Origin of the sequence: Streptomyces sp. GD-15H (assembly GCF_045291515.1) — a bacterium.
GTDB lineage: Bacteria > Actinomycetota > Actinomycetes > Streptomycetales > Streptomycetaceae > Streptomyces.
In genome coordinates this window covers 1,076,259-1,095,199 of sequence record NZ_CP149447.1, presented here as the reverse complement: position 1 = coordinate 1,095,199, position 18,941 = coordinate 1,076,259, and the positions used below count along the sequence as shown (strand labels likewise).

Here is an 18,941-nt window from a genome sequence, read left to right as displayed (position 1 = left end):
CACTCGGTCTTCGCGCCCCCAAGTCTGCCGCACGAATCCGGCACCCCCGGCACTCCCCGACCCCTCCGCATGTCCCGCGGACGGCGCGACCGGCCGGCGGCGTCGGCCGGTCACCGGAAGAGGGCTCGGTAAGTGAGCGTGCCCGGACCGGTTGCCGGAGAACCGGCCGGAGTGGGACGGCATGGGGGAACGGACGCCGGAACGGAGGCGAAGGGACGCGTTCCCCCGGCGCACGGCCCCCGGCCCCACGCTCCAGGCGCGTCTTCGGCGCCGCCTCAGTGGCAGAGCCGTGCCTCGTGCTCCGCGTGGCCGCGCGGCTCCAACTGGAAGGTGCAGTGCTCCACGTCGAAGTGGTCGCCCAGGCAGCCCTGGAGCTCGCGCAGCATCTTCTCGTGTCCGAGGGCGTCGAGGACCTCGGTGCTGACGACCACGTGGGCGGAGAGCACCGGCATGCCCGAGGTGATCGTCCAGGCGTGCAGATCGTGGACGTCCTCGACGCCGTCCGTGGCCAGGATGTGCGCGCGGACCTGGGCCATGTCCACGCCCTTGGGCGCCGCCTCCAGCAGGACGTCCAACGTCTCGCGCAGCAGCTTGAAACTGCGGGGCACGATCATCAGGGCGATCACGAGGGAGGCGATCGGGTCGGCGGCCATCCAGCCGGTGGCCATGACGACCAGAGCGGAGACGATCACCGCGAGCGAGCCGAGCGCGTCGGCGGCCACCTCCAGGAACGCCCCCCGCACGTTCAGGCTCTCCTTCTGCCCGCGCATCAGCAGCGTCAGCGACACCAGGTTGGCGACGAGGCCGATCGCGCCGAACACCAGGGTCAGCCCGCCCTCGGTGCCGGCCGGCGAGACGAACCGCTGGACCGCCTCGAACAGCACATAGCCGCCCACCCCGAGCAGCAGCAGACAGTTCGCCAGGGCGGCGAGGATCTCCGCGCGGGCGTACCCGAAGGTGCGGCGCTCGCTCGGCGGACGGTTCGCGAAATGGATCGCCAGCAGGGCCATGCCGAGCCCCAGCGCGTCGGTCGCCATGTGAGCGGCGTCGGCGACGAGAGCGAGCGAGTCGGCCAGCACACCGCCGACGATCTCGACGACCATGACACCGAGCGTGATCGTCAGCGCCACCCGCAGCCTGCCGCGGTACGCCGCACTCGCCGTACCGCCGGCGGGCGCACGGTGCGCGTGTCCGTGATCGTGCCCAGCCCCCATGTGAACCGTCCCTTCGTCGCTCGTCCCGAGCACAGTGAACTACGGGTGGGGGGTATGAGGCAAAGCGGCATTGAACACCGTTGTCATGTGTCCTGACCTGCGGAAACCGACCGCAGGTCAGGAGTGTTCGGGTATTCTTCGAACCCGCGGCGCAGCCGTCCTCCGTGAGGAGGGCCACACCGGGACCGCCGCACGCGGTCGCCGACGGAGAATCGGGTGAAGCCGCTCCGGGCCACGCTCGGCGTCCGCCTCCAGCCCGTAATGCCGGGTATCCCTCCCCATGCCCCTTCTGGTACGTGGTTTGTGAGTCGGCCCCGCCATCCCTGATGATGATCGCGGCAGGGACGCGAGTGGAACCACGTCGATCCAACCGTCGAACACGCGGTGAACGTGGGTTCGGGACATCCGATAGCCTCAGCCGACATGCCGCCCGGAGGCCCCGCACGGGCGCCCTCACCAGTACACGACCGGCGTGGACGCGCCGACACTCCAGGGAGTGAGATTCGGTTGTCGACCGCCATCCTCACCGGACAGCCGGCCCCGGTTCGTCACTCGAGACGGACCTGCGCTCCCTCGGCTTCGACGTGCGGATCGCGTCCGACACCACCGAGGCCGAGACCCTGCTCGCCGAGGTGCCCGCAGGACGGAGGGTCGCCGTCGTCGACGCCCGGTTCGTGGGCCATGAGCACGCGCTGCGCCTCGGCCTCACCGACCCCCGTTTCCCGCTCGCCGCGATCCCCGGCGCCGTCACTGCCCACCGGCCGGCCGCCAGGCACTGACCCGCGCGATGGCCCGCGAGAGCTCCGCGACCGGCGGCACCACCCTCACCGGCAGCCTCGCCGATCGCATCGTCGCCGTCCTCGAAGCCGACTCCGCGGACGGCACCGACGTGTACCGCCCCGAACTGGGCAGCCTCGTCGCCACCGTCCCCGACGACCCGCAGGCCCGCAACGAGGCCCGGCAGGCCGTCGCCGCGGTCGACGACGAGGCCGTCCGACTGAAGTCGGCGGTCAAGGCCCGCGACGGCTTCTTCACCACCTACTGCGTCAGCCCGTACTCCCGCTACCTCGCCCGCTGGTGCGCCCGCCGCGGTCTGACCCCCAACCAGGTCACCACCGCCTCGCTGCTCACCGCGCTCATAGCGGCGGGCTGCGCCGCCACCGGAACCCGCGGCGGCTTCGTCGCCGCCAGCGTCCTGCTGCTGGCCTCCTTCGTCCTGGACTGCACCGACGGCCAGCTCGCCCGCTACTCCCTGCAGTACTCCACCCTCGGCGCCTGGCTCGACGCCACCTTCGACCGTGCGAAGGAGTACGCCTACTACGCGGGCCTGGCCCTCGGCGCGGCCCGCGGCGGTGACGAGGTGTGGGCCCTGGCGCTGGGTGCGATGGTCCTGCAGACCTGTCGGCACGTGGTGGACTTCTCCTTCAACGAGGCGAACACCGGGAATCCCGCCGCCACCGCCAACTCCAGCCCCACCGCCGCCCTCTCCGACCGCCTCGACAGCGTCGGTTGGACGGTCTGGGTGCGCCGCATGATCGTCCTGCCGATCGGCGAGCGCTGGGCGATGCTCGCCGTCCTCACCGCCGTCACGACCCCCCGCATCACCTTCTACGCCCTGCTGATCGGCTGCGCCTTCGCGGCGACGTACACCACCGCGGGCCGTGTCCTGCGCTCGCTGACCCGCGGCAAGGCCGTGGGGGTCCCCCCAGGCGCCCGGCCCCGGGGGAGTACCGACCGCGCCACCCGGGCCCTCGCCGACCTCGCCGACACCGGACCGCTCGCCGAGCGCCTCGCCGCTGTGCTGAGGAACACCGCACGACGCCTGCCCGGTTTCACCGCCCCCGCCGTCGCCCTGCTCGGCGGCGCCGCCGTTGTCGGCACGGCCGCGCTGACCGGCTTCGGCGGACCGTGGACCGTCCTCGCGGCCCTGCTGTACGTCCTGACCTCCGCCCTGGCCGTCGCCCGCCCCCTGGGCGGCGCCCTCGACTGGCTCGTCCCGCCGTTCTTCCGCGCCGCCGAGTACGGCACGGTTCTCGCGCTGGCGGCCCACGCGGGGGTGAACGGAGCGCTACCAGCGGCCTACGGGCTGGTGGCGGCGGTCGCCTACCATCACTACGACACGGTCTACCGCATCCGCGGCAACGCGGGCGCGCCCCCGCCCTGGCTGGTGCGGGCGATCGGGGGGCACGAGGGCCGCACACTGGCCGTCGCCGTACTGGCGGCCCTGCTCACCGCCTCGCAGTTCACGGTCGCACTCACGGTGCTCGCTGTGGCCGTGGCCCTGCTGGTGCTCGTCGAGAGCATCCGCTTCTGGGTGGCCGCCCACCGGGGTGGCGCGCCCGCCGTACACGATGAAGGAGAACCCGCATGATCGGCCTCGTGCTGGCGGCCGGCGCCGGACGGCGTCTGCGTCCCTACACCGACACCCTGCCCAAGGCACTGGTGCCGGTGGGGCCCGCGGGCATAGAGGGCGAACCAACGGTCCTCGACCTCACCCTCGGCAACTTCGCCGAGATCGGCCTCACCGAGGCAGCCGTCATCGTCGGCTACCGGAAGGAGGCCGTGTACGAGCGCAAGGCGGCCCTGGAGCGGAAGTACGGCCTCAAGCTCACCCTCATCGACAACGACAAGGCCGAGGAGTGGAACAACGCCTACTCCCTGTGGTGCGGCCGTGACGCGCTCAAGGACGGCGTGATCCTCGCCAACGGCGACACCGTGCACCCCGTCTCCGTCGAGAAGACGCTGCTCGCCGCCCGCGGCGACGGCAAGCGGATCATCCTCGCCCTCGACACGGTCAAGCAGCTCGCCGACGAGGAGATGAAGGTCGTCGCCGACCCCGGCAAGGGCATGACGAGGATCACCAAGCTGATGGACCCCGCCGAGGCCACCGGCGAGTACATCGGCGTCACCCTCATCGAGGGCGACGCCGCCCCCGAGCTGGCCGACGCGCTGAGGACCGTGTGGGAGACCGACCCGCAGCAGTTCTACGAGCACGGCTACCAGGAGCTCGTGAACCGCGGCTTCCGGATCGACGTGGCGCCGATCGGCGACATCGACTGGGTGGAGATCGACAACCACGACGATCTCGCCCGTGGACGGGAGATCACATGCCAGTACTGACCCGGCTGATCCCCTCCCCGCTCGTCGTCGACATCCGCCCCGGCGCCCTCGACAGCCTGGGCTGCGTCCTCGCCGACGAGCGCATCTCGCAGTCCGGGCGCCTCGCCGTCGCCGTCAGCGGCGGCTCCGGCGCCGGGCTGCGCGAGCGGCTCTCCCCGTCGCTGCCCGGCGCCACCTGGTACGAGGTCGGCGGCGGCACCCTCGACGACGCGGTCCGGCTGGCCGGTGCCATAAAGGCCGGCCGCTACGACGCGATCGTCGGACTCGGCGGCGGCAAGATCATCGACTGCGCCAAGTTCGCCGCGGCACGTGTCGGCCTCCCCCTGGTCGCCGTACCGACGAACCTCGCGCACGACGGGCTCTGCTCGCCCGTCGCCACCCTCGACAACGACGCGGGACGCGGCTCCTATGGGGTGCCCAACCCGATCGCCGTCGTCATCGACCTGGACATCATCCGGGACGCCCCGGTGCGCTTCGTACGCGCCGGGATCGGCGACGCCGTCTCCAACGTCTCCGCCGTCGCGGACTGGGAACTGGCGTGCCGGGTCAAGGGCGAGCGGATCGACGGACTCGCCGCGGCCATGGCCCGGCAGGCCGGCGAGTCCGTGCTGCGCCACCCCGGGGGCATCGGCGACAACGACTTCCTCCAGGTGCTCGCCGAGGCGCTGGTCCTCAGCGGCATCGCCATGTCGGTGTCCGGTGACTCGCGGCCGTCCTCCGGGGCCTGCCACGAGATCAACCACGCCTTCGACCTGCTCTTCCCCAAGCGGGCCGCCGCCCACGGGGAGCAGTGCGGACTGGGCGCGGCCTTCGCGATGTACCTGCGCGGCGCGCACGAGGAGTCGGCGTACATGGCCGAGGTGCTGCGCCGGCACGGGCTGCCGGTGCTGCCCCAGGAGATCGGCTTCACGACGGAGGAGTTCGTCCGGGTCGTCGAATTCGCCCCGGAGACCCGGCCCGGCCGCTACACGATCCTCGAGCATCTCGACCTGAAGACCGAACAGATCAAGGATGTCTACGCCGACTATGTCAAGGCCATCGGTAGCTGAACTCCGCCCGGTCGTGCACCCCGCGGGGGTGAAGGACCGGCGCAGCGGTGAGCACTGGATGGGACGCCTCTACATGCGTGAGGTGTCCCTGCGGGTGGACCGCTACCTGGTGAACACCAGGGTCACGCCCAACCAGCTCACGTACCTGATGACCGCCTTCGGCGTCCTCGCGGCCCCGGCCCTGCTGGTGCCGGGGATCGCGGGGGCCGTCCTCGGCGTGGTCATGGTCCAGCTGTATCTGCTGCTGGACTGCGTCGACGGTGAGGTCGCCCGCTGGAAGCAGCAGTTCTCGCTCGGCGGGGTCTACCTGGACCGGGTCGGCGCCTACCTGTGCGACGCCGCCGTCCTGGTCGGACTGGGCCTGCGCGCCGCCGACCTGTGGGGCCCCGGGCGCATCGACTGGCTCTGGGCCTTCCTCGGCACCCTGGCCGCCCTCGGCGCGATCCTGGTCAAGGCCGAGACCGACCTGGTCGGCGTGGCCCGCCACCAGGGCGGGCTGCCACCGGTCAAGGAGGCCGCCTCCGAGCCGCGCTCCTCCGGCATGGCACTGGCCCGCCGGGCCGCCGGGGCCCTGAAGTTCCACCGGCTGATCCTCGGCATCGAGGCGTCCCTGCTGATCCTGCTCCTCGCGGTCGCGGACGCCGCCCGGGGCGACCTGTTCTTCACCCGGCTCGGCACCGCCGTACTCGCCGGGATCGCCCTGCTGCAGACGGTCCTGCACCTGGTGTCCATCCTTGCCTCCAACAGGCTGAGGTGACCGCTGTGGGCTCCTCCCTCAAGGTCGGCGCGGTGATCATCACCATGGGCAACCGCCCCGACGAGCTGCGCGCCCTGCTCGACTCCGTCGCCAAACAGGACGGAGACCCGGTCCAGGTGGTCGTGGTGGGAAACGGTTCGCCCGTCCCCGACGTACCCGAGGGTGTGCGCACCGTCGAGCTGCCGGAGAACCTCGGCATCCCCGGTGGCCGCAACACCGGCATCGAGGCCTTCGGACCGAACGGCCGGGACGTCGACATCCTGCTGTTCCTCGACGACGACGGTCTCCTGGCGAGCCACGACACCGCAGAGCTGTGCCGCGAGGCGTTCACGGCCGACCCGGGGCTCGGCATCATCAGCTTCCGCATCGCCGACCCGGACACCGGGGTCACCCAGCGCCGCCACGTGCCCCGGCTGCGCGCCGCCGACCCGATGCGCTCCTCCCGGGTGACGACCTTCCTCGGCGGTGCCAACGCCGTACGCACCCGGGTCTTCGCCGACGTCGGCGGGCTGCCCGACGCGTTCTTCTACGCCCACGAGGAAACCGACCTGGCCTGGCGGGCCCTCGACGCGGGCTGGATGATCGACTACCGGTCCGACATGGTGCTGTACCACCCGACCACCGCCCCCTCGCGGCACGCGGTCTACCACCGCATGGTCGCCCGCAACCGGGTCTGGCTGGCCCGCCGCAATCTTCCCGCGCCCCTGGTCCCCGTCTATCTGGGCGTCTGGATGCTGCTCACGCTGGTGCGAAGGCCCTCGCGCCCGGCCCTGAAGGCCTGGTTCGGCGGCTTCCGGGAGGGCTGGACCACCCCGTGCGGACCCCGTCGGCCCATGAAGTGGCGTACGGTGTGGCGGCTGACCCGGCTGGGCCGGCCCCGTCATCTGACAAGCTCGTATCCGGGACCATCCGGGAACCATGGGGCCACACCCAGGCTCCCCGGCACGTGCCAGGCCCGCGGGGGCCGCGCATCTCGAAGAGGGAAAGCTTCCACCAGTGAGTGAGACAACGCACGACGGCACGGTCGCGGTCAGCGCTCCCGTGCCGCCCGACGAGGGCCTCACGGCGGCCGAGCTCGCCGCCAAGTACGGACTGACGGTCAGCGGCGCCCGGCCGTCGCTCACCGAGTACGTCCGCCAGCTCTGGGCGCGCCGGCACTTCATCCTCGCCTTCTCCCGGGCGAAGCTGACCGCGCAGTACAGCCAGGCCAGGCTGGGCCAGCTGTGGCAGGTGGCCACCCCGCTGCTGAACGCGGCCGTGTACTTCTTCATCTTCGGTCTGCTGCTGGGCGCCCGCCGGGGCATCCCGCACGACATCTACGTCCCGTTCCTGGTGACCGGCGTGTTCGTGTTCACCTTCACGCAGAGCTCGGTGCTCGCCGGGGTGCGCGCCATCTCCGGCAACCTCGGCCTGGTGCGGGCGCTGCACTTCCCGCGGGCGGCGCTGCCCGTCTCCTTCGCGCTGCAGCAGCTGCAGCAGCTGCTGTTCTCGATGGTGGTCCTGGTCGTGGTGGTGCTGGCGTTCGGCAGCCTGCCCGCCCTGTCCTGGCTGCTGGTGGTCCCCGCGCTGGGGCTGCAGTTCGTCTTCAACACCGGACTCGCGCTGCTCTTCGCGCGCCTGGGCAGCAGGACGCCCGACCTGGCCCAGCTGATGCCGTTCGTGCTGCGCACCTGGATGTACGCCTCGGGCGTCATGTTCAGCATCCCGGTGATGCTCGCCGACAAGGACGTCCCCGGCTGGCTCACCGACGTGCTGCAGTGGAACCCGGCCGCGGTCTACATGGACCTGGTCCGCTTCGCGCTGATCGACGGCTACGGCTCCTCGTACCTGCCCCCGCACGTATGGGCGTGCGCGGTCGGCTGGGCGCTGCTGGCCGGTGTGATCGGCTTCGTCTACTTCTGGAAGGCTGAGGAGACCTACGGCCGTGGCTGACGTGAACACGGATCCGCGCGTTCCCACCGTCATCGCGGACGACCTGCACATCGTCTACCGCGTCAACGGGGCCAGGGGCGGCAAAGGCAGCGCCACGGCGGCGCTGAGCCGCATGATACGGCGGGGCAAGGACGACGCGGCGCGGGGTGTGCGCACGGTGCACGCCGTGCGCGGGGTCTCCTTCGTCGCCTACCGGGGTGAGGCCATCGGCCTCATCGGCTCCAACGGCTCGGGCAAGTCGACCCTGCTGCGGGCCATCGCCGGTCTGCTGCCTCCCGAGGAGGGCAAGGTCTACACCGACGGCCAGCCCTCCCTCCTCGGCGTCAACGCCGCCCTGATGAACAACCTGACGGGCGAGCGCAACGTCATACTGGGCGGGCTCGCCATGGGCATGTCCCGCGAGCAGGTCCGGGAGCGTTACCAGGAGATCGTCGACTTCTCCGGCATCAACGAGAAGGGCGACTTCATCACCCTGCCGATGCGCACCTACTCCTCCGGCATGGCCGCCCGGCTGCGCTTCTCCATCGCGGCGGCCAAGGACCACGACGTCCTGATGATCGACGAGGCCTTGGCCACGGGCGACCGCAAGTTCCAGAAGCGCTCCGAGAGCCGCATCCGGGAGCTGCGCAAGCATGCCGGGACGGTGTTCCTGGTCAGCCACAACAACAAGTCGATCCGCGACACCTGCGACCGCGTCCTGTGGCTGGAGCGCGGCGAGCTGCGCCTGGACGGGCCGACGGACGAGGTGCTCAAGGAGTACGAGAAGTTCGCCGGGAAGTAGCCCGGCGCGCCATGGTCGCCGGAACTGGCGGACGAGCCCCGGTGTCTGCCAAGAAAGCGTCAACTCCTGCCCTACGTAGGAACCTTGACGCCAATCGGTGTGTTGCTGTGAGGTGCGGGGCACCCCGGCGGTCGGTGCCGCGTCGCACAACGTAAGCTGTAGCGGTGCCTAAAGACGGCAATCAGGGCGATAATGCGCGACACCGCCCGATGGTCCTGTCGGCCGAAAGTGCGGGCGGCGTGTCCGAAATAGTGTGCATTGGGTAGGCAGTGTAGAACGGGAGATGTGACGGCAATGGCTACGGAGGCTCCCCTGCTGAACGCAGCATGTGCCGTCCCCGCCCAGGGCAGACCGCGATGACGCGAACCGGCACGCCACACGGCGCCGCCCCCGAACGCGCCACCCTCGACAAGGCCGCCGCCGAGAACTTCCCGGTGGCGCCCTTCTTCCTGCCCAGGGCCTGGCGCGACGACCTGATGGCGGTCTACGGCTACGCCCGGCTCGTCGACGACATCGGCGACGGCGATCTGGCCCCCGGCGGAGCCGACGCCCGACTGCTCGGCGTCGCCCCCGAACAGGCCGGTGACCGGACGGCGCTGCTGGATGCCGTCGAGGCGGATCTGCACCGGGTGTTCCACGCGGTCCCACGCCATCCGCTGCTGCGCGGGCTCCAGCCGACGGTCCGCCGCCGCGCCCTGACCCCCGAACCCTTCCTCGGCCTGATCGCAGCCAACCGCCAGGACCAGATCGTCAGCCGCTACGAGACCTACGACGACCTGCTCGCCTACTGCGCCCTGTCGGCCAACCCGGTCGGCCACCTCGTCCTCGCCGTGACCGGGACCGCGACCCCCGAGCGGATCCGCCGCTCCGACGCGGTCTGCACCGCCCTCCAGATCGTCGAGCACCTCCAGGACGTCGCCGAGGACCTCGGCCGCGACCGCGTCTACCTGCCCGCCACGGACATGAAGCGCTTTCACGTCCAGGAGGCGGACCTCGCCGCGCCGCACGCCGGCGCGTCGGTGCGCGCGCTGATCGCGTTCCAGGCGCGACGTGCCCGGGACCTCCTGGAGGAGGGCGCGCCCCTCGTGGCCAGCGTCCACGGCAGGCTGCGGCTGCTGCTCGCGGGGTTCGTGGCGGGGGAAGGGCGGCCCTCGGCGCCATCGCCGCCGCCGAACACGACGTACTCACCGGCCCGCCCAGGCCCGGCAAGGTCCGGCTGTTGCGCGAGGTGGGCGTGACGCTGCGAGGAAAGGGGTGATCCGGACCGTGGAATCGGAAGCACACGCGTCAGCACCGGTACTCGCCGCATACCGGTACTGCGAGGCCGTCACCGGACAGCAGGCCCGCAACTTCGCCTACGGCATCCGGCTGCTGCCGACGCCCAAGCGGCGTGCGATGTCCGCGCTGTACGCGCTCTCCCGGCGCATCGACGACATCGGCGACGGCCCGCTGGCGGACGACGTCAAGGTCGCCAGGCTCGAGGACACCCGGGCGCTGCTCACCCGGGTCCGGGACGGCGCGGTCGACGAGGACGACACCGACCCGGTCGCCGTCGCCCTCGCGCACGCCGCACAGCGCTTCCCGATCCCGCTCGGCGGCCTGGACGAGCTCCTCGACGGCGTCCAGATGGACGTGCGCGGCGAGACCTACGAGACCTGGGACGACCTGAAGGTCTACTGCCGCTGCGTCGCAGGCGCCATCGGGCGTGTCTCCCTCGGCGTCTTCGGTACGGAACCTGGCGCGCGAGGCGTCGAGCGCGCCCCCGAGTACGCCGACACCCTGGGGCTCGCGCTCCAGCTCACCAACATCCTCCGGGACGTCAGGGAGGACGCCGAGGGCGGGCGCACGTACCTGCCCGCCGACGACCTCGCCAAGTTCGGCTGCGCGGCCGGGTTCGACGGGCCGAACCCGCCGGAGGGCTCCGATTTCGCGGGCCTCGTGCACTTCGAAGTACGCAGGGCCCGCGCCCTGTTCGCCGAGGGCTACCGGCTGCTGCCCATGCTCGACCGGCGAAGTGGTGCCTGTGTCGCCGCCATGGCCGGCATCTACCGCCGCCTCCTCGACCGCATCGAGCGCGAGCCCGAGGCCGTGCTGCGCGGCCGGGTCTCCCTGCCCGGACGGGAGAAGGCCTACGTCGCGGTGCGCGGCCTGTCCGGCCTGGACACACGGAACGCGACCCGGCGGACCGTCAGGAGGCGCGCCTGATGGACACACCGCTCCCAGCCGGCGCCCCCGCCGGGAAGCGGCGGGCAACCCTCCGCCGCGACGCCGCGTCCCAGACTGAGACGGCCGTCCGCGCACCGTCCCGGCCGTACGGCGGCCGGGCAGGGGAGGGCGCACCATGACCCGTGTCAACAGGCCCGAGGGCTCACTCGCCGGCGATCGGGCACCGGCCGGACGGCACGCCGTCGTGATCGGCGGCGGCCTCGCCGGAGTCACCGCCGCGCTCGCGCTCGCCGACGCCGGAGTGGGCGTCACCCTGCTCGAGGGCCGCCCGCGGCTCGGCGGGCTCGCCTTCTCCTTCCAGCGCGGCGACCTGACCGTGGACAACGGCCAGCACGTGTACCTGCGCTGCTGCACCGCCTACCGCTGGTTCCTCGACCGGATCGACGGGGCGGCCCTGGCACCGCTGCAGAATCGTCTCGACGTGCCCGTGATCGACGCCGACCGGCCCGAGGGGCGCCGGCTCGGCCGGCTGCGCCGCGACGCGCTGCCCGTACCCCTCCACCTGGGGCGCAGCCTCGCCACGTACCCGCACCTCTCGCTCGCCGAGCGGGTCGGGGTGGGCCGGGCCGCGCTCGCGCTCAAGGGGCTCGACCTCGCCGATCCGGCCCTCGACGAACAGGACTTCGGCAGCTGGCTGACCGCGCACGGCCAGTCGGCGCGCGCCATCGAGGCACTGTGGGACCTGGTCGGGGTCGCCACCCTCAACGCGGTCGCCCCGGACTCCTCCCTGGCGCTCGCCGCGATGGTGTTCAAGACCGGACTGCTGTCCGACCCGGGCGCGGCCGACATCGGCTGGGCCCATGTCCCGCTGGGCGACCTGCACGACCGGCTGGCCCGCAAGGCGCTCGACTCCGCAGGCGTCCGTACCGAGGTCCGTACCCGCGTCACCTCCGTCTCCCCGCACGGCGACGGAGGGTGGAGCGTCCAGGTTCCGGGCGAGACGCTCGAGGCGGACGCGGTCGTCCTCGCCGTACCGCAGCGCGAGGCGTACGATCTGCTGCCCGCGGGAGCGCTCGACGATCCGGAGCGGCTGCTCCGGATCGGCACCGCGCCGATCCTCGACGTCCACGTCGTCTACGACCGCAAGGTGCTCGCCCGGCCCTTCTTCGCTGCCCTGGGCAGCCCCGTGCAGTGGGTCTTCGACCGCACCGGGGCGTCCGGCCTGCGGCAGGGGCAGTACCTGGCCGTGTCGCAGTCGGTCGCGCAGAACGAGATCGACGAGCCCGTGGCCGCGCTGCGCGCACGCTATCTGCCCGAACTGGAACGGCTGCTGCCGCGCACCCGCGGCGCCGGCGTACGGGACTTCTTCGTCACCCGGGAGCGCACCGCCACGTTCGCTCCCGCACCCGGCGTCGGACGGCTCAGGCCCGGCGCCCGCACCAAGGCACCCGGCCTGTACCTGGCCGGAGCGTGGACCGCCACCGGATGGCCCGCGACCATGGAGGGTGCGGTCCGCAGCGGCGTCGACGCGGCGGACGCCGCGCTGAGCGCCCTGGGCCGCCCCCGCCCCCGCCACCTCTTCGCAGGGGAGGAGGCGGCCGACCGCGGCGCCCCGGGCGCCGCCGTGCGAGGTGGGATCCGGTGACGGCCGACGCACCCGCCGCGGTAGGTCCCCGCACCCCCGGTACCGCAACAAGAGGAGAGACTGTGCCCACTGTGCCCCCGGCCTCGAAGGCCGCTGGAAGGACCGCGGCGGACGTGCCCGCGCTCCTGGAGCGCGGCCGGACACTGGCCATGCCGGTACTGAGGGCGGCCATCGGCCGCCTGGCGCCTCCCATGGACACCGTCGCCGCCTACCACTTCGGCTGGATCGACGCCGAGGGCAGGCCCGCCGACGGCGACGGCGGCAAGGCCGTGCGCCCCGCTCTCGCCGTGCTGTCCGCCGAGGTCACCGGTGCCGCCCCCGAGGTTGGCGTCCCCGGCGCGGTCGCCGTCGAACTCGTCCACAACTTCTCCCTGCTGCACGACGACCTGATGGACGGCGACGAACAGCGCAGGCACCGCGACACCGTCTGGAAGGTGCACGGTCCCGCCCAGGCCATCCTGGTCGGCGACGCCCTGTTCGCCCTCGCCAACGAGGTGCTGCTGGAACTCGGCACCGTCGAGGCCGGCCGGGCCGCCCGCCGGCTGACCACCGCCAGCCGCGCCCTCATCGACGGCCAGGCGCAGGACATCTCCTACGAGCACCGCGAACACGTCGGCGTCGAGGAGTGCCTGGAGATGGAGGGCAACAAGACCGGCGCCCTGCTGGCCTGCGCCAGCTCCGTCGGAGCCGTCCTCGGCGGCGCCGACCGGCGCACCGCCGACACCCTGGAGACCTACGGCTACCACCTCGGCCTGGCGTTCCAGGCCGTCGACGACCTGCTCGGCATCTGGGGCGACCCGGCTGCCACCGGCAAACAGACCTGGAGCGACCTGCGGCAGCGCAAGAAGTCCCTCCCGGTCGTGGCGGCGCTCGCCGCGGGCGGCTCCGCCTCCGAACAGCTCGCCCACCTCCTCGCCACCGACGCCGAGAGCAGCGACTTCGCGAACTTCTCCGAGGAGGAGTTCGCGGCCCGCGCGGCCCTCATCGAACAGGCCGGCGGACGGGAGTGGACCGCCGAGGAAGCACGTCGTCAGCACACCACCGCCATCGAAGCCCTCGACGCCGTCGACATGCCCGACCGGGTACGGGACCAGTTCACGGCGCTCGCGGACTTCGTCGTCGTACGAAAGAGATGATCACTATCTGTCGAATAGCCCTCGCGTAGTCGCCGGCCGGTGCGGCGAGGAGTACGGCACCGGCCGACGGCGGACCCACAGCAGACGCACACATTGCAGGACTGCACGAAGGGGAAGCCATGACAGCGACGACCGACGGAAGCACCGGGGCGGCCCTGCCGTCCCGAGTGACCGCGGCCAGCGAAAACGACACCGACATCCCCGTGGCGGCCGGGGCATCCGACATCGCCGCCGGCGCCATGCGGCGCGCCACCGAGTTCCTGCTGTCCCGCCAGGACGCCGAGGGCTGGTGGAAGGGAGACCTCGAGACCAACGTCACGATGGACGCCGAGGACCTGCTGCTGCGTCAGTTCCTCGGCATCCTCGACGAGGAGACCACCCACGCCGCCGCCCTGTTCATCCGGGGCGAGCAGCGCGAGGACGGCACCTGGGCCACCTTCCACGGCGGCCCCGGCGAACTCTCCACCACCATCGAGGCGTACGTCGCCCTGCGGCTGGCCGGTGATCCGCCGGACGCCCCGCACATGGCACGGGCCTCCGCCTGGGTACGCGAGCACGGCGGGGTCGCCGCCTCCCGGGTCTTCACCCGGATCTGGCTGGCACTGTTCGGCTGGTGGAAGTGGGAGGACCTGCCGGAACTCCCGCCCGAGCTGATCTGGTTCCCGTCCTGGATGCCGCTCAACATCTACGACTTCGGCTGCTGGGCACGGCAGACCATCGTCCCGCTGACGATCGTCTCCGCCAAGCGGCCGGTACGGCCCGCCCCGTTCCCGCTCGACGAACTGCACACCGACCCGGACCGCCCCAACCCGCCCGTACCGCTCGCTCCGGCAGCCAGTTGGGACAGCGCATTCCAACGGCTGGACAAGGTCCTGCACGCGCTGCGCAGGGCCGTCCCGCCCGGGCTGCGCAGGGCGGCGATGCACACCGCGGCCCGCTGGATCATCGAGCGGCAGGAGAACGACGGCTGCTGGGGCGGCATCCAGCCGCCCGCCGTGTACTCCATCATCGCGCTGCACCTGCTCGGCTACGACCTGAACCACCCGGTGATGCGCGCCGGACTCCAGTCCCTCGACCGGTTCGCCGTATGGCGCGAGGACGGCGCCCGGATGATCGAGGCCTGCCAGTCCCCGGTGTGGGACACCTGCCTCGCCACCATCGCCCTCGCCGACGCCGGTCTGCCCGCCGATCACCCGCAACTGGTCAGGGCCGCCGACTGGATGCTCGGCGAACAGGTCGTCAGACCCGGTGACTGGTCCGTCCGCAGGCCCGGACTGCCTCCCGGCGGCTGGGCGTTCGAGTTCCACAACGACAACTACCCCGACATCGACGACACCGCCGAGGTGGTCCTCGCGCTCCGCCGGGTCAAGCACCACGACCCGGAGCGGGTCGACAACGCCGTCGGCCGCGGGGTGCGCTGGAACCTCGGCATGCAGTCCCGCAACGGTGCCTGGGGCGCCTTCGACGTCGACAACACCAGCGCGTTCCCCAACCGGCTGCCGTTCTGCGACTTCGGCGAGGTCATCGATCCGCCGTCCGCCGATGTCACCGCCCACGTCGTGGAGATGCTCGCCGTCGAGGGACTCGCCCACGACCCGCGCACCCGGCGCGGCATCCGGTGGCTGCTCGCCGAACAGGAGCCGGAGGGCTCATGGTTCGGACGCTGGGGCGTCAACTACCTCTACGGCACCGGGTCCGTGGTGCCCGCGCTGGTCGCCGCCGGGATCCCCGGCTCGCACCCGGCGATCCGACGGGCCGTCGCCTGGCTGGAGTCGGTCCAGAACGACGACGGCGGCTGGGGTGAGGACCTGCGCTCCTACCGGCACGCCCGTGAGTGGAGCGGCCGGGGCGCCTCGACCGCGTCGCAGACGGGGTGGGCGCTGATGGCCCTGCTGGCGGCCGGCGAGAAGGAGTCCCGGGCCGTCGAACGCGGCATCGAGTGGCTGGCCGCCACCCAGCGGGAGGACGGCTCCTGGGACGAGCCCTACTTCACCGGTACCGGCTTCCCCTGGGACTTCTCCATCAACTACCACCTCTACCGGCAGGTCTTCCCGCTCACCGCGCTCGGCCGGTATGTGAACGGGGAACCGTTCGCCGAGAAGTCCGCCGCGGCGCAGCCGGGCGCGGACACGGCGAGCGAGGGCGCACCGGGTCCTTCCGGTGTCGCGGGTTCCTCGGGCGCATCGGATGCGTCGGGTGTCGGCGCGTCCGACGCCGGTGCCTCGAATGCCGGACCAAAACAGCGGCTCGCCGAGGCGAAGGGCAGCTGATGAGCGCCCGGCCGGCCCCGGCCCCGCTGCTGATCGCCTGTGCGCTCGGCATCGAGCAGCTCGCCCTGCGCGGGCGGGGGCGGGCCGGGGCCGGCGGCTGGCCACCGTCGTGCGTACGGGCATGGGGCCGGAGGCAGCCGAGCGCTCGGTCACCCGGGTGCTCGCCGAACCGGTGCTGCGCGACGCCGTCGTGCTGGCCACCGGCTTCTGCGCGGGGCTGGCCCCCGGGATGCACCCCGGCGACCTAGTGGTCGCCGAGGAGACCCGGGACCCGCGCGGCAGCGTCCCCTGCGACGGCACCGAGCTGCTGGTGAAGGAACTGGTGCGGGCCGCCCCGGGGCGGCCCGTCCACACCGGTCCGCTCACCGGTTCCGAGCACGTCGTCCGCGGGCACGAACGGTCCGAGCTGCTCGCCACCGGCGCGATCGCCGTCGACATGGAGTCCGCGGCCACGCTCCTGAGCGCCGTCCGCGTGGGTGCGCGCCCTGTTGCGGCCGTACGGGTGGTCGTGGACGCTCCTGAACACGAACTGGTCCGGATCGGCACGGTGCGCGGTGGAATATCGGCTTTCCGCGTCCTTCGTTCCGTTCTTCCCGCGTATCTCGAATGGCACCGTTCCTTGCTGCTCCCCCGGAGGTGAGCCAGATGGCCATGCCACTGCGTCAAACCATCAAGGTCGCTACGTACCTGGCCGAACAGAAGCTCCGCAGGCGGGACAAGTTTCCGCTCATCGTCGAGCTGGAACCGCTCTTCGCCTGCAACCTCGCGTGCGAGGGTTGCGGGAAGATCCAGCACCCGGCCGGGGTGCTCAAGCAGCGCATGCCGGTCGCGCAGGCCGTGGGCGCGGTGCTGGAATCCGGGGCACCGATGGTGTCGATCGCCGGCGGCGAGCCGCTGATGCACCCGCAGATCGACGAGATCGTAAGCCAGCTGGTGGCCAGGAGGAAGTACGTGTTCCTGTGCACCAACGCCATGCTGCTGCGCAAGAAGATGGACAAGTTCAGGCCGTCGCCCTACTTCGCGTTCGCCGTGCACATCGACGGGCTGCGCGAGCGGCACGACGAGTCCGTCGCGAAGGAGGGCGTGTTCGACGAGGCCGTGGCCGCCATCAAGGAGGCCAAGCGGCGCGGCTTCCGGGTCACCACCAACTCGACCTTCTTCAACACCGACACCCCGCAGACCGTCATCGAGGTGCTCGACTACCTCAATGACGACCTCCACGTCGACGAGATGATGATCTCGCCCGCCTACGCCTACGAGAAGGCCCCCGACCAGGAGCACTTCCTCGGAGTGGAGCAGACCCGCGCGCTGTTCAAGAATGCCTTCGCGGGCGGCAACCGCCGCCGCTGGCGGCTGAACCACTCCCCGCTGTTCCTGGACTTCCTCGAGGGCAGGGTCGACTTCCCGTGCACCGCGTGGGCGATCCCGAACTACTCGCTCTTCGGCTGGCAGCGCCCCTGCTATCTGATGAGCGACGGCTATGTGCCGACGTATCGGGAGCTGATCGAGGAGACCGACTGGGACAAGTACGGCCGCGGCAAGGACCCGCGCTGCGCCAACTGCATGGCGCACTGCGGGTACGAGCCCACCGCCGTCCTCGCCACCATGGGGTCGCTCAAGGAATCCCTGCGCGCCATGCGCGATACGGTCTCGGGCTCCTCGGGCTCCTCGGGAAACAGGGAGTGAGGTCATGACCGCTGTCTCTCTCGGCATGCCGTCCGTTCCGATCACCCTGGCCCCGCGCCGCAAGAGCCGGAGGATCCAGGTCGGGTCGGTGGCGGTGGGTGGGGACGCGCCGGTATCGGTGCAGTCGATGACGACGACGCGTACCGCGGACATCGGTGCCACGTTGCAGCAGATCGCCGAGCTGACCGCGTCGGGCTGCCAGATCGTGCGGGTGGCGTGTCCCACCCAGGACGACGCGGACGCGCTGGCGACGATCGCGCGCAAGTCGCAGATCCCGGTGATCGCGGACATCCACTTCCAGCCGAAGTACGTGTTCGCGGCGATCGAGGCGGGCTGTGCGGCGGTGCGGGTCAACCCGGGCAACATCAAGCAGTTCGACGACAAGGTCAAGGAGATCGCGCAGGCGGCGCACGAGCACGGCACGCCGATCCGGATCGGGGTCAACGCCGGGTCGCTGGACCGGCGGCTGCTGCGGAAGTACGGGAGGGCGACGCCGGAGGCGCTGGCGGAGTCGGCGCTGTGGGAGGCGTCGCTGTTCGAGGAGCACGGGTTCGGGGACATCAAGATCTCGGTCAAGCACAACGACCCGGTGGTGATGGTGGAGGCGTACCGGCAGCTCGCGGCGCAGTGCGACTATCCGCTGCACCTGGGGGTGACGGAGGCGGGTCCGGCGTTCCAGGGGACGATCAAGTCGGCGGTCGCGTTCGGGGCGCTGCTCTCGCAGGGCATCGGGGACACGATCCGGGTGTCGCTGTCGGCTCCGCCGGCGGAGGAGGTCAAGGTGGGTCTGCAGATCCTGGAGTCGCTGAATCTCAAGCAGCGGGGTCTGGAGATCGTCTCGTGTCCGTCGTGCGGCCGCGCGCAGGTGGATGTGTACAGGCTGGCGGACGAGGTGACGGCCGGGCTGGAGGGGATGGACGTGCCGCTGCGGGTGGCGGTGATGGGCTGTGTGGTGAACGGGCCGGGGGAGGCGCGTGAGGCCGATCTGGGGGTGGCCTCGGGCAACGGCAAGGGGCAGATCTTCGTGAAGGGTGAGGTGATCAAGACCGTCCCGGAGTCGAAGATCGTGGAGACCCTCATCGAGGAGGCCATGAAGATCGCCGAGCGGATGGAGGCCGACGGCGTGGCCTCCGGCGCCCCGGCCGGCACCGGAAAACCGGCAGTGACGGTGAGCTGAGGCAAGGC

12 protein-coding genes and 5 pseudogenes are annotated in these 18,941 nt (G+C 71.6%); 16 read left to right on the top strand and 1 reads right to left on the bottom strand.

Going from position 1 to position 18,941, the window contains the following annotated elements:
• Positions 1-275: 275 nt before the first annotated feature.
• Positions 276-1,214 (bottom strand): cation diffusion facilitator family transporter, encoded by a 939-nt coding sequence (locus WJ438_RS05415; protein WP_406724195.1) that lies wholly within the window; start codon positions 1,212-1,214, stop codon positions 276-278.
• A 507-nt stretch (positions 1,215-1,721) separates the two neighbouring features.
• On the opposite strand from WJ438_RS05415, the pseudogene WJ438_RS05410 reads away from it, so the two are divergent.
• The 16 genes and pseudogenes from WJ438_RS05410 (at position 1,722) to ispG (ending at position 18,933) form a co-directional block, all read left to right on the top strand.
• Positions 1,722-3,585: pseudogene (locus WJ438_RS05410) on the top strand (DUF5941 domain-containing protein).
• Positions 3,582-4,334: a sugar phosphate nucleotidyltransferase gene (locus tag WJ438_RS05405; RefSeq protein ID WP_406724194.1), complete on the top strand. Its 753-nt coding sequence runs from the start codon at positions 3,582-3,584 to the stop codon at positions 4,332-4,334. The pseudogene WJ438_RS05410 and the gene WJ438_RS05405 overlap by 4 nt, the downstream one beginning before the upstream one ends.
• A complete protein-coding gene (locus WJ438_RS05400; RefSeq protein WP_406724193.1) occupies positions 4,322-5,383 on the top strand; it encodes an iron-containing alcohol dehydrogenase family protein in 1,062 nt (353 codons plus the stop codon). The genes WJ438_RS05405 and WJ438_RS05400 overlap by 13 nt, the downstream gene beginning before the upstream one ends.
• Positions 5,361-6,140: a CDP-alcohol phosphatidyltransferase family protein gene (locus tag WJ438_RS05395; protein ID WP_406724192.1), complete on the top strand. Its 780-nt coding sequence runs from the start codon at positions 5,361-5,363 to the stop codon at positions 6,138-6,140. Before WJ438_RS05400 ends, WJ438_RS05395 begins: the two co-directional genes overlap by 23 nt.
• 44 nt (positions 6,141-6,184) lie before the next feature.
• Positions 6,185-7,018, top strand: a pseudogene (locus WJ438_RS05390) (glycosyltransferase family 2 protein); the annotation flags it as partial.
• Between the two features lie 118 nt (positions 7,019-7,136).
• Positions 7,137-8,072 (top strand): ABC transporter permease, encoded by a 936-nt coding sequence (locus tag WJ438_RS05385; RefSeq protein WP_406724191.1) that lies wholly within the window; start codon positions 7,137-7,139, stop codon positions 8,070-8,072.
• Positions 8,065-8,853 carry an ABC transporter ATP-binding protein gene (locus WJ438_RS05380; protein WP_406724190.1) on the top strand — a complete coding sequence of 263 codons (789 nt, stop codon included), beginning with the start codon at positions 8,065-8,067 and terminating at the stop codon, positions 8,851-8,853. Before WJ438_RS05385 ends, WJ438_RS05380 begins: the two co-directional genes overlap by 8 nt.
• Before the next feature lie 356 nt (positions 8,854-9,209).
• Positions 9,210-10,111: pseudogene (gene hpnC, locus WJ438_RS05375) on the top strand (squalene synthase HpnC).
• Positions 10,108-11,058 (top strand): presqualene diphosphate synthase HpnD, encoded by a 951-nt coding sequence (gene hpnD / locus WJ438_RS05370; protein ID WP_406724189.1) that lies wholly within the window; start codon positions 10,108-10,110, stop codon positions 11,056-11,058. The pseudogene hpnC and the gene hpnD overlap by 4 nt, the downstream one beginning before the upstream one ends.
• The gene (locus WJ438_RS05365) at positions 11,058-11,198 is read left to right on the top strand and encodes a DUF6380 family protein (protein ID WP_406724188.1); all 141 of its coding nucleotides are present in this window, start codon (positions 11,058-11,060) and stop codon (positions 11,196-11,198) included. Before hpnD ends, WJ438_RS05365 begins: the two co-directional genes overlap by 1 nt.
• Positions 11,189-12,664, top strand: a pseudogene (gene hpnE, locus WJ438_RS05360) (hydroxysqualene dehydroxylase HpnE); the annotation flags it as partial. The gene WJ438_RS05365 and the pseudogene hpnE, both read left to right, overlap by 10 nt.
• Before the next feature lie 71 nt (positions 12,665-12,735).
• Positions 12,736-13,800 (top strand): polyprenyl synthetase family protein, encoded by a 1,065-nt coding sequence (locus tag WJ438_RS05355; RefSeq protein WP_406729598.1) that lies wholly within the window; start codon positions 12,736-12,738, stop codon positions 13,798-13,800.
• A 119-nt stretch (positions 13,801-13,919) separates the two neighbouring features.
• Complete coding sequence (gene shc, locus WJ438_RS05350; RefSeq protein WP_406724187.1) at positions 13,920-16,070, top strand: squalene--hopene cyclase; 2,151 nt, start codon at positions 13,920-13,922, stop codon at positions 16,068-16,070.
• Positions 16,070-16,710: pseudogene (locus tag WJ438_RS05345) on the top strand (1-hydroxy-2-methyl-2-butenyl 4-diphosphate reductase). The gene shc and the pseudogene WJ438_RS05345 overlap by 1 nt, the downstream one beginning before the upstream one ends.
• Positions 16,711-16,715: 5 nt before the next feature.
• Positions 16,716-17,756, top strand: coding sequence for an adenosyl-hopene transferase HpnH (gene hpnH, locus WJ438_RS05340; RefSeq protein ID WP_406724186.1), 1,041 nt, complete (start codon positions 16,716-16,718; stop codon positions 17,754-17,756).
• 4 nt (positions 17,757-17,760) lie between these two features.
• Complete coding sequence (gene ispG / locus WJ438_RS05335) at positions 17,761-18,933, top strand: flavodoxin-dependent (E)-4-hydroxy-3-methylbut-2-enyl-diphosphate synthase (protein WP_406724185.1); 1,173 nt, start codon at positions 17,761-17,763, stop codon at positions 18,931-18,933.
• The last annotated feature ends 8 nt before the right edge of the window (positions 18,934-18,941 follow it).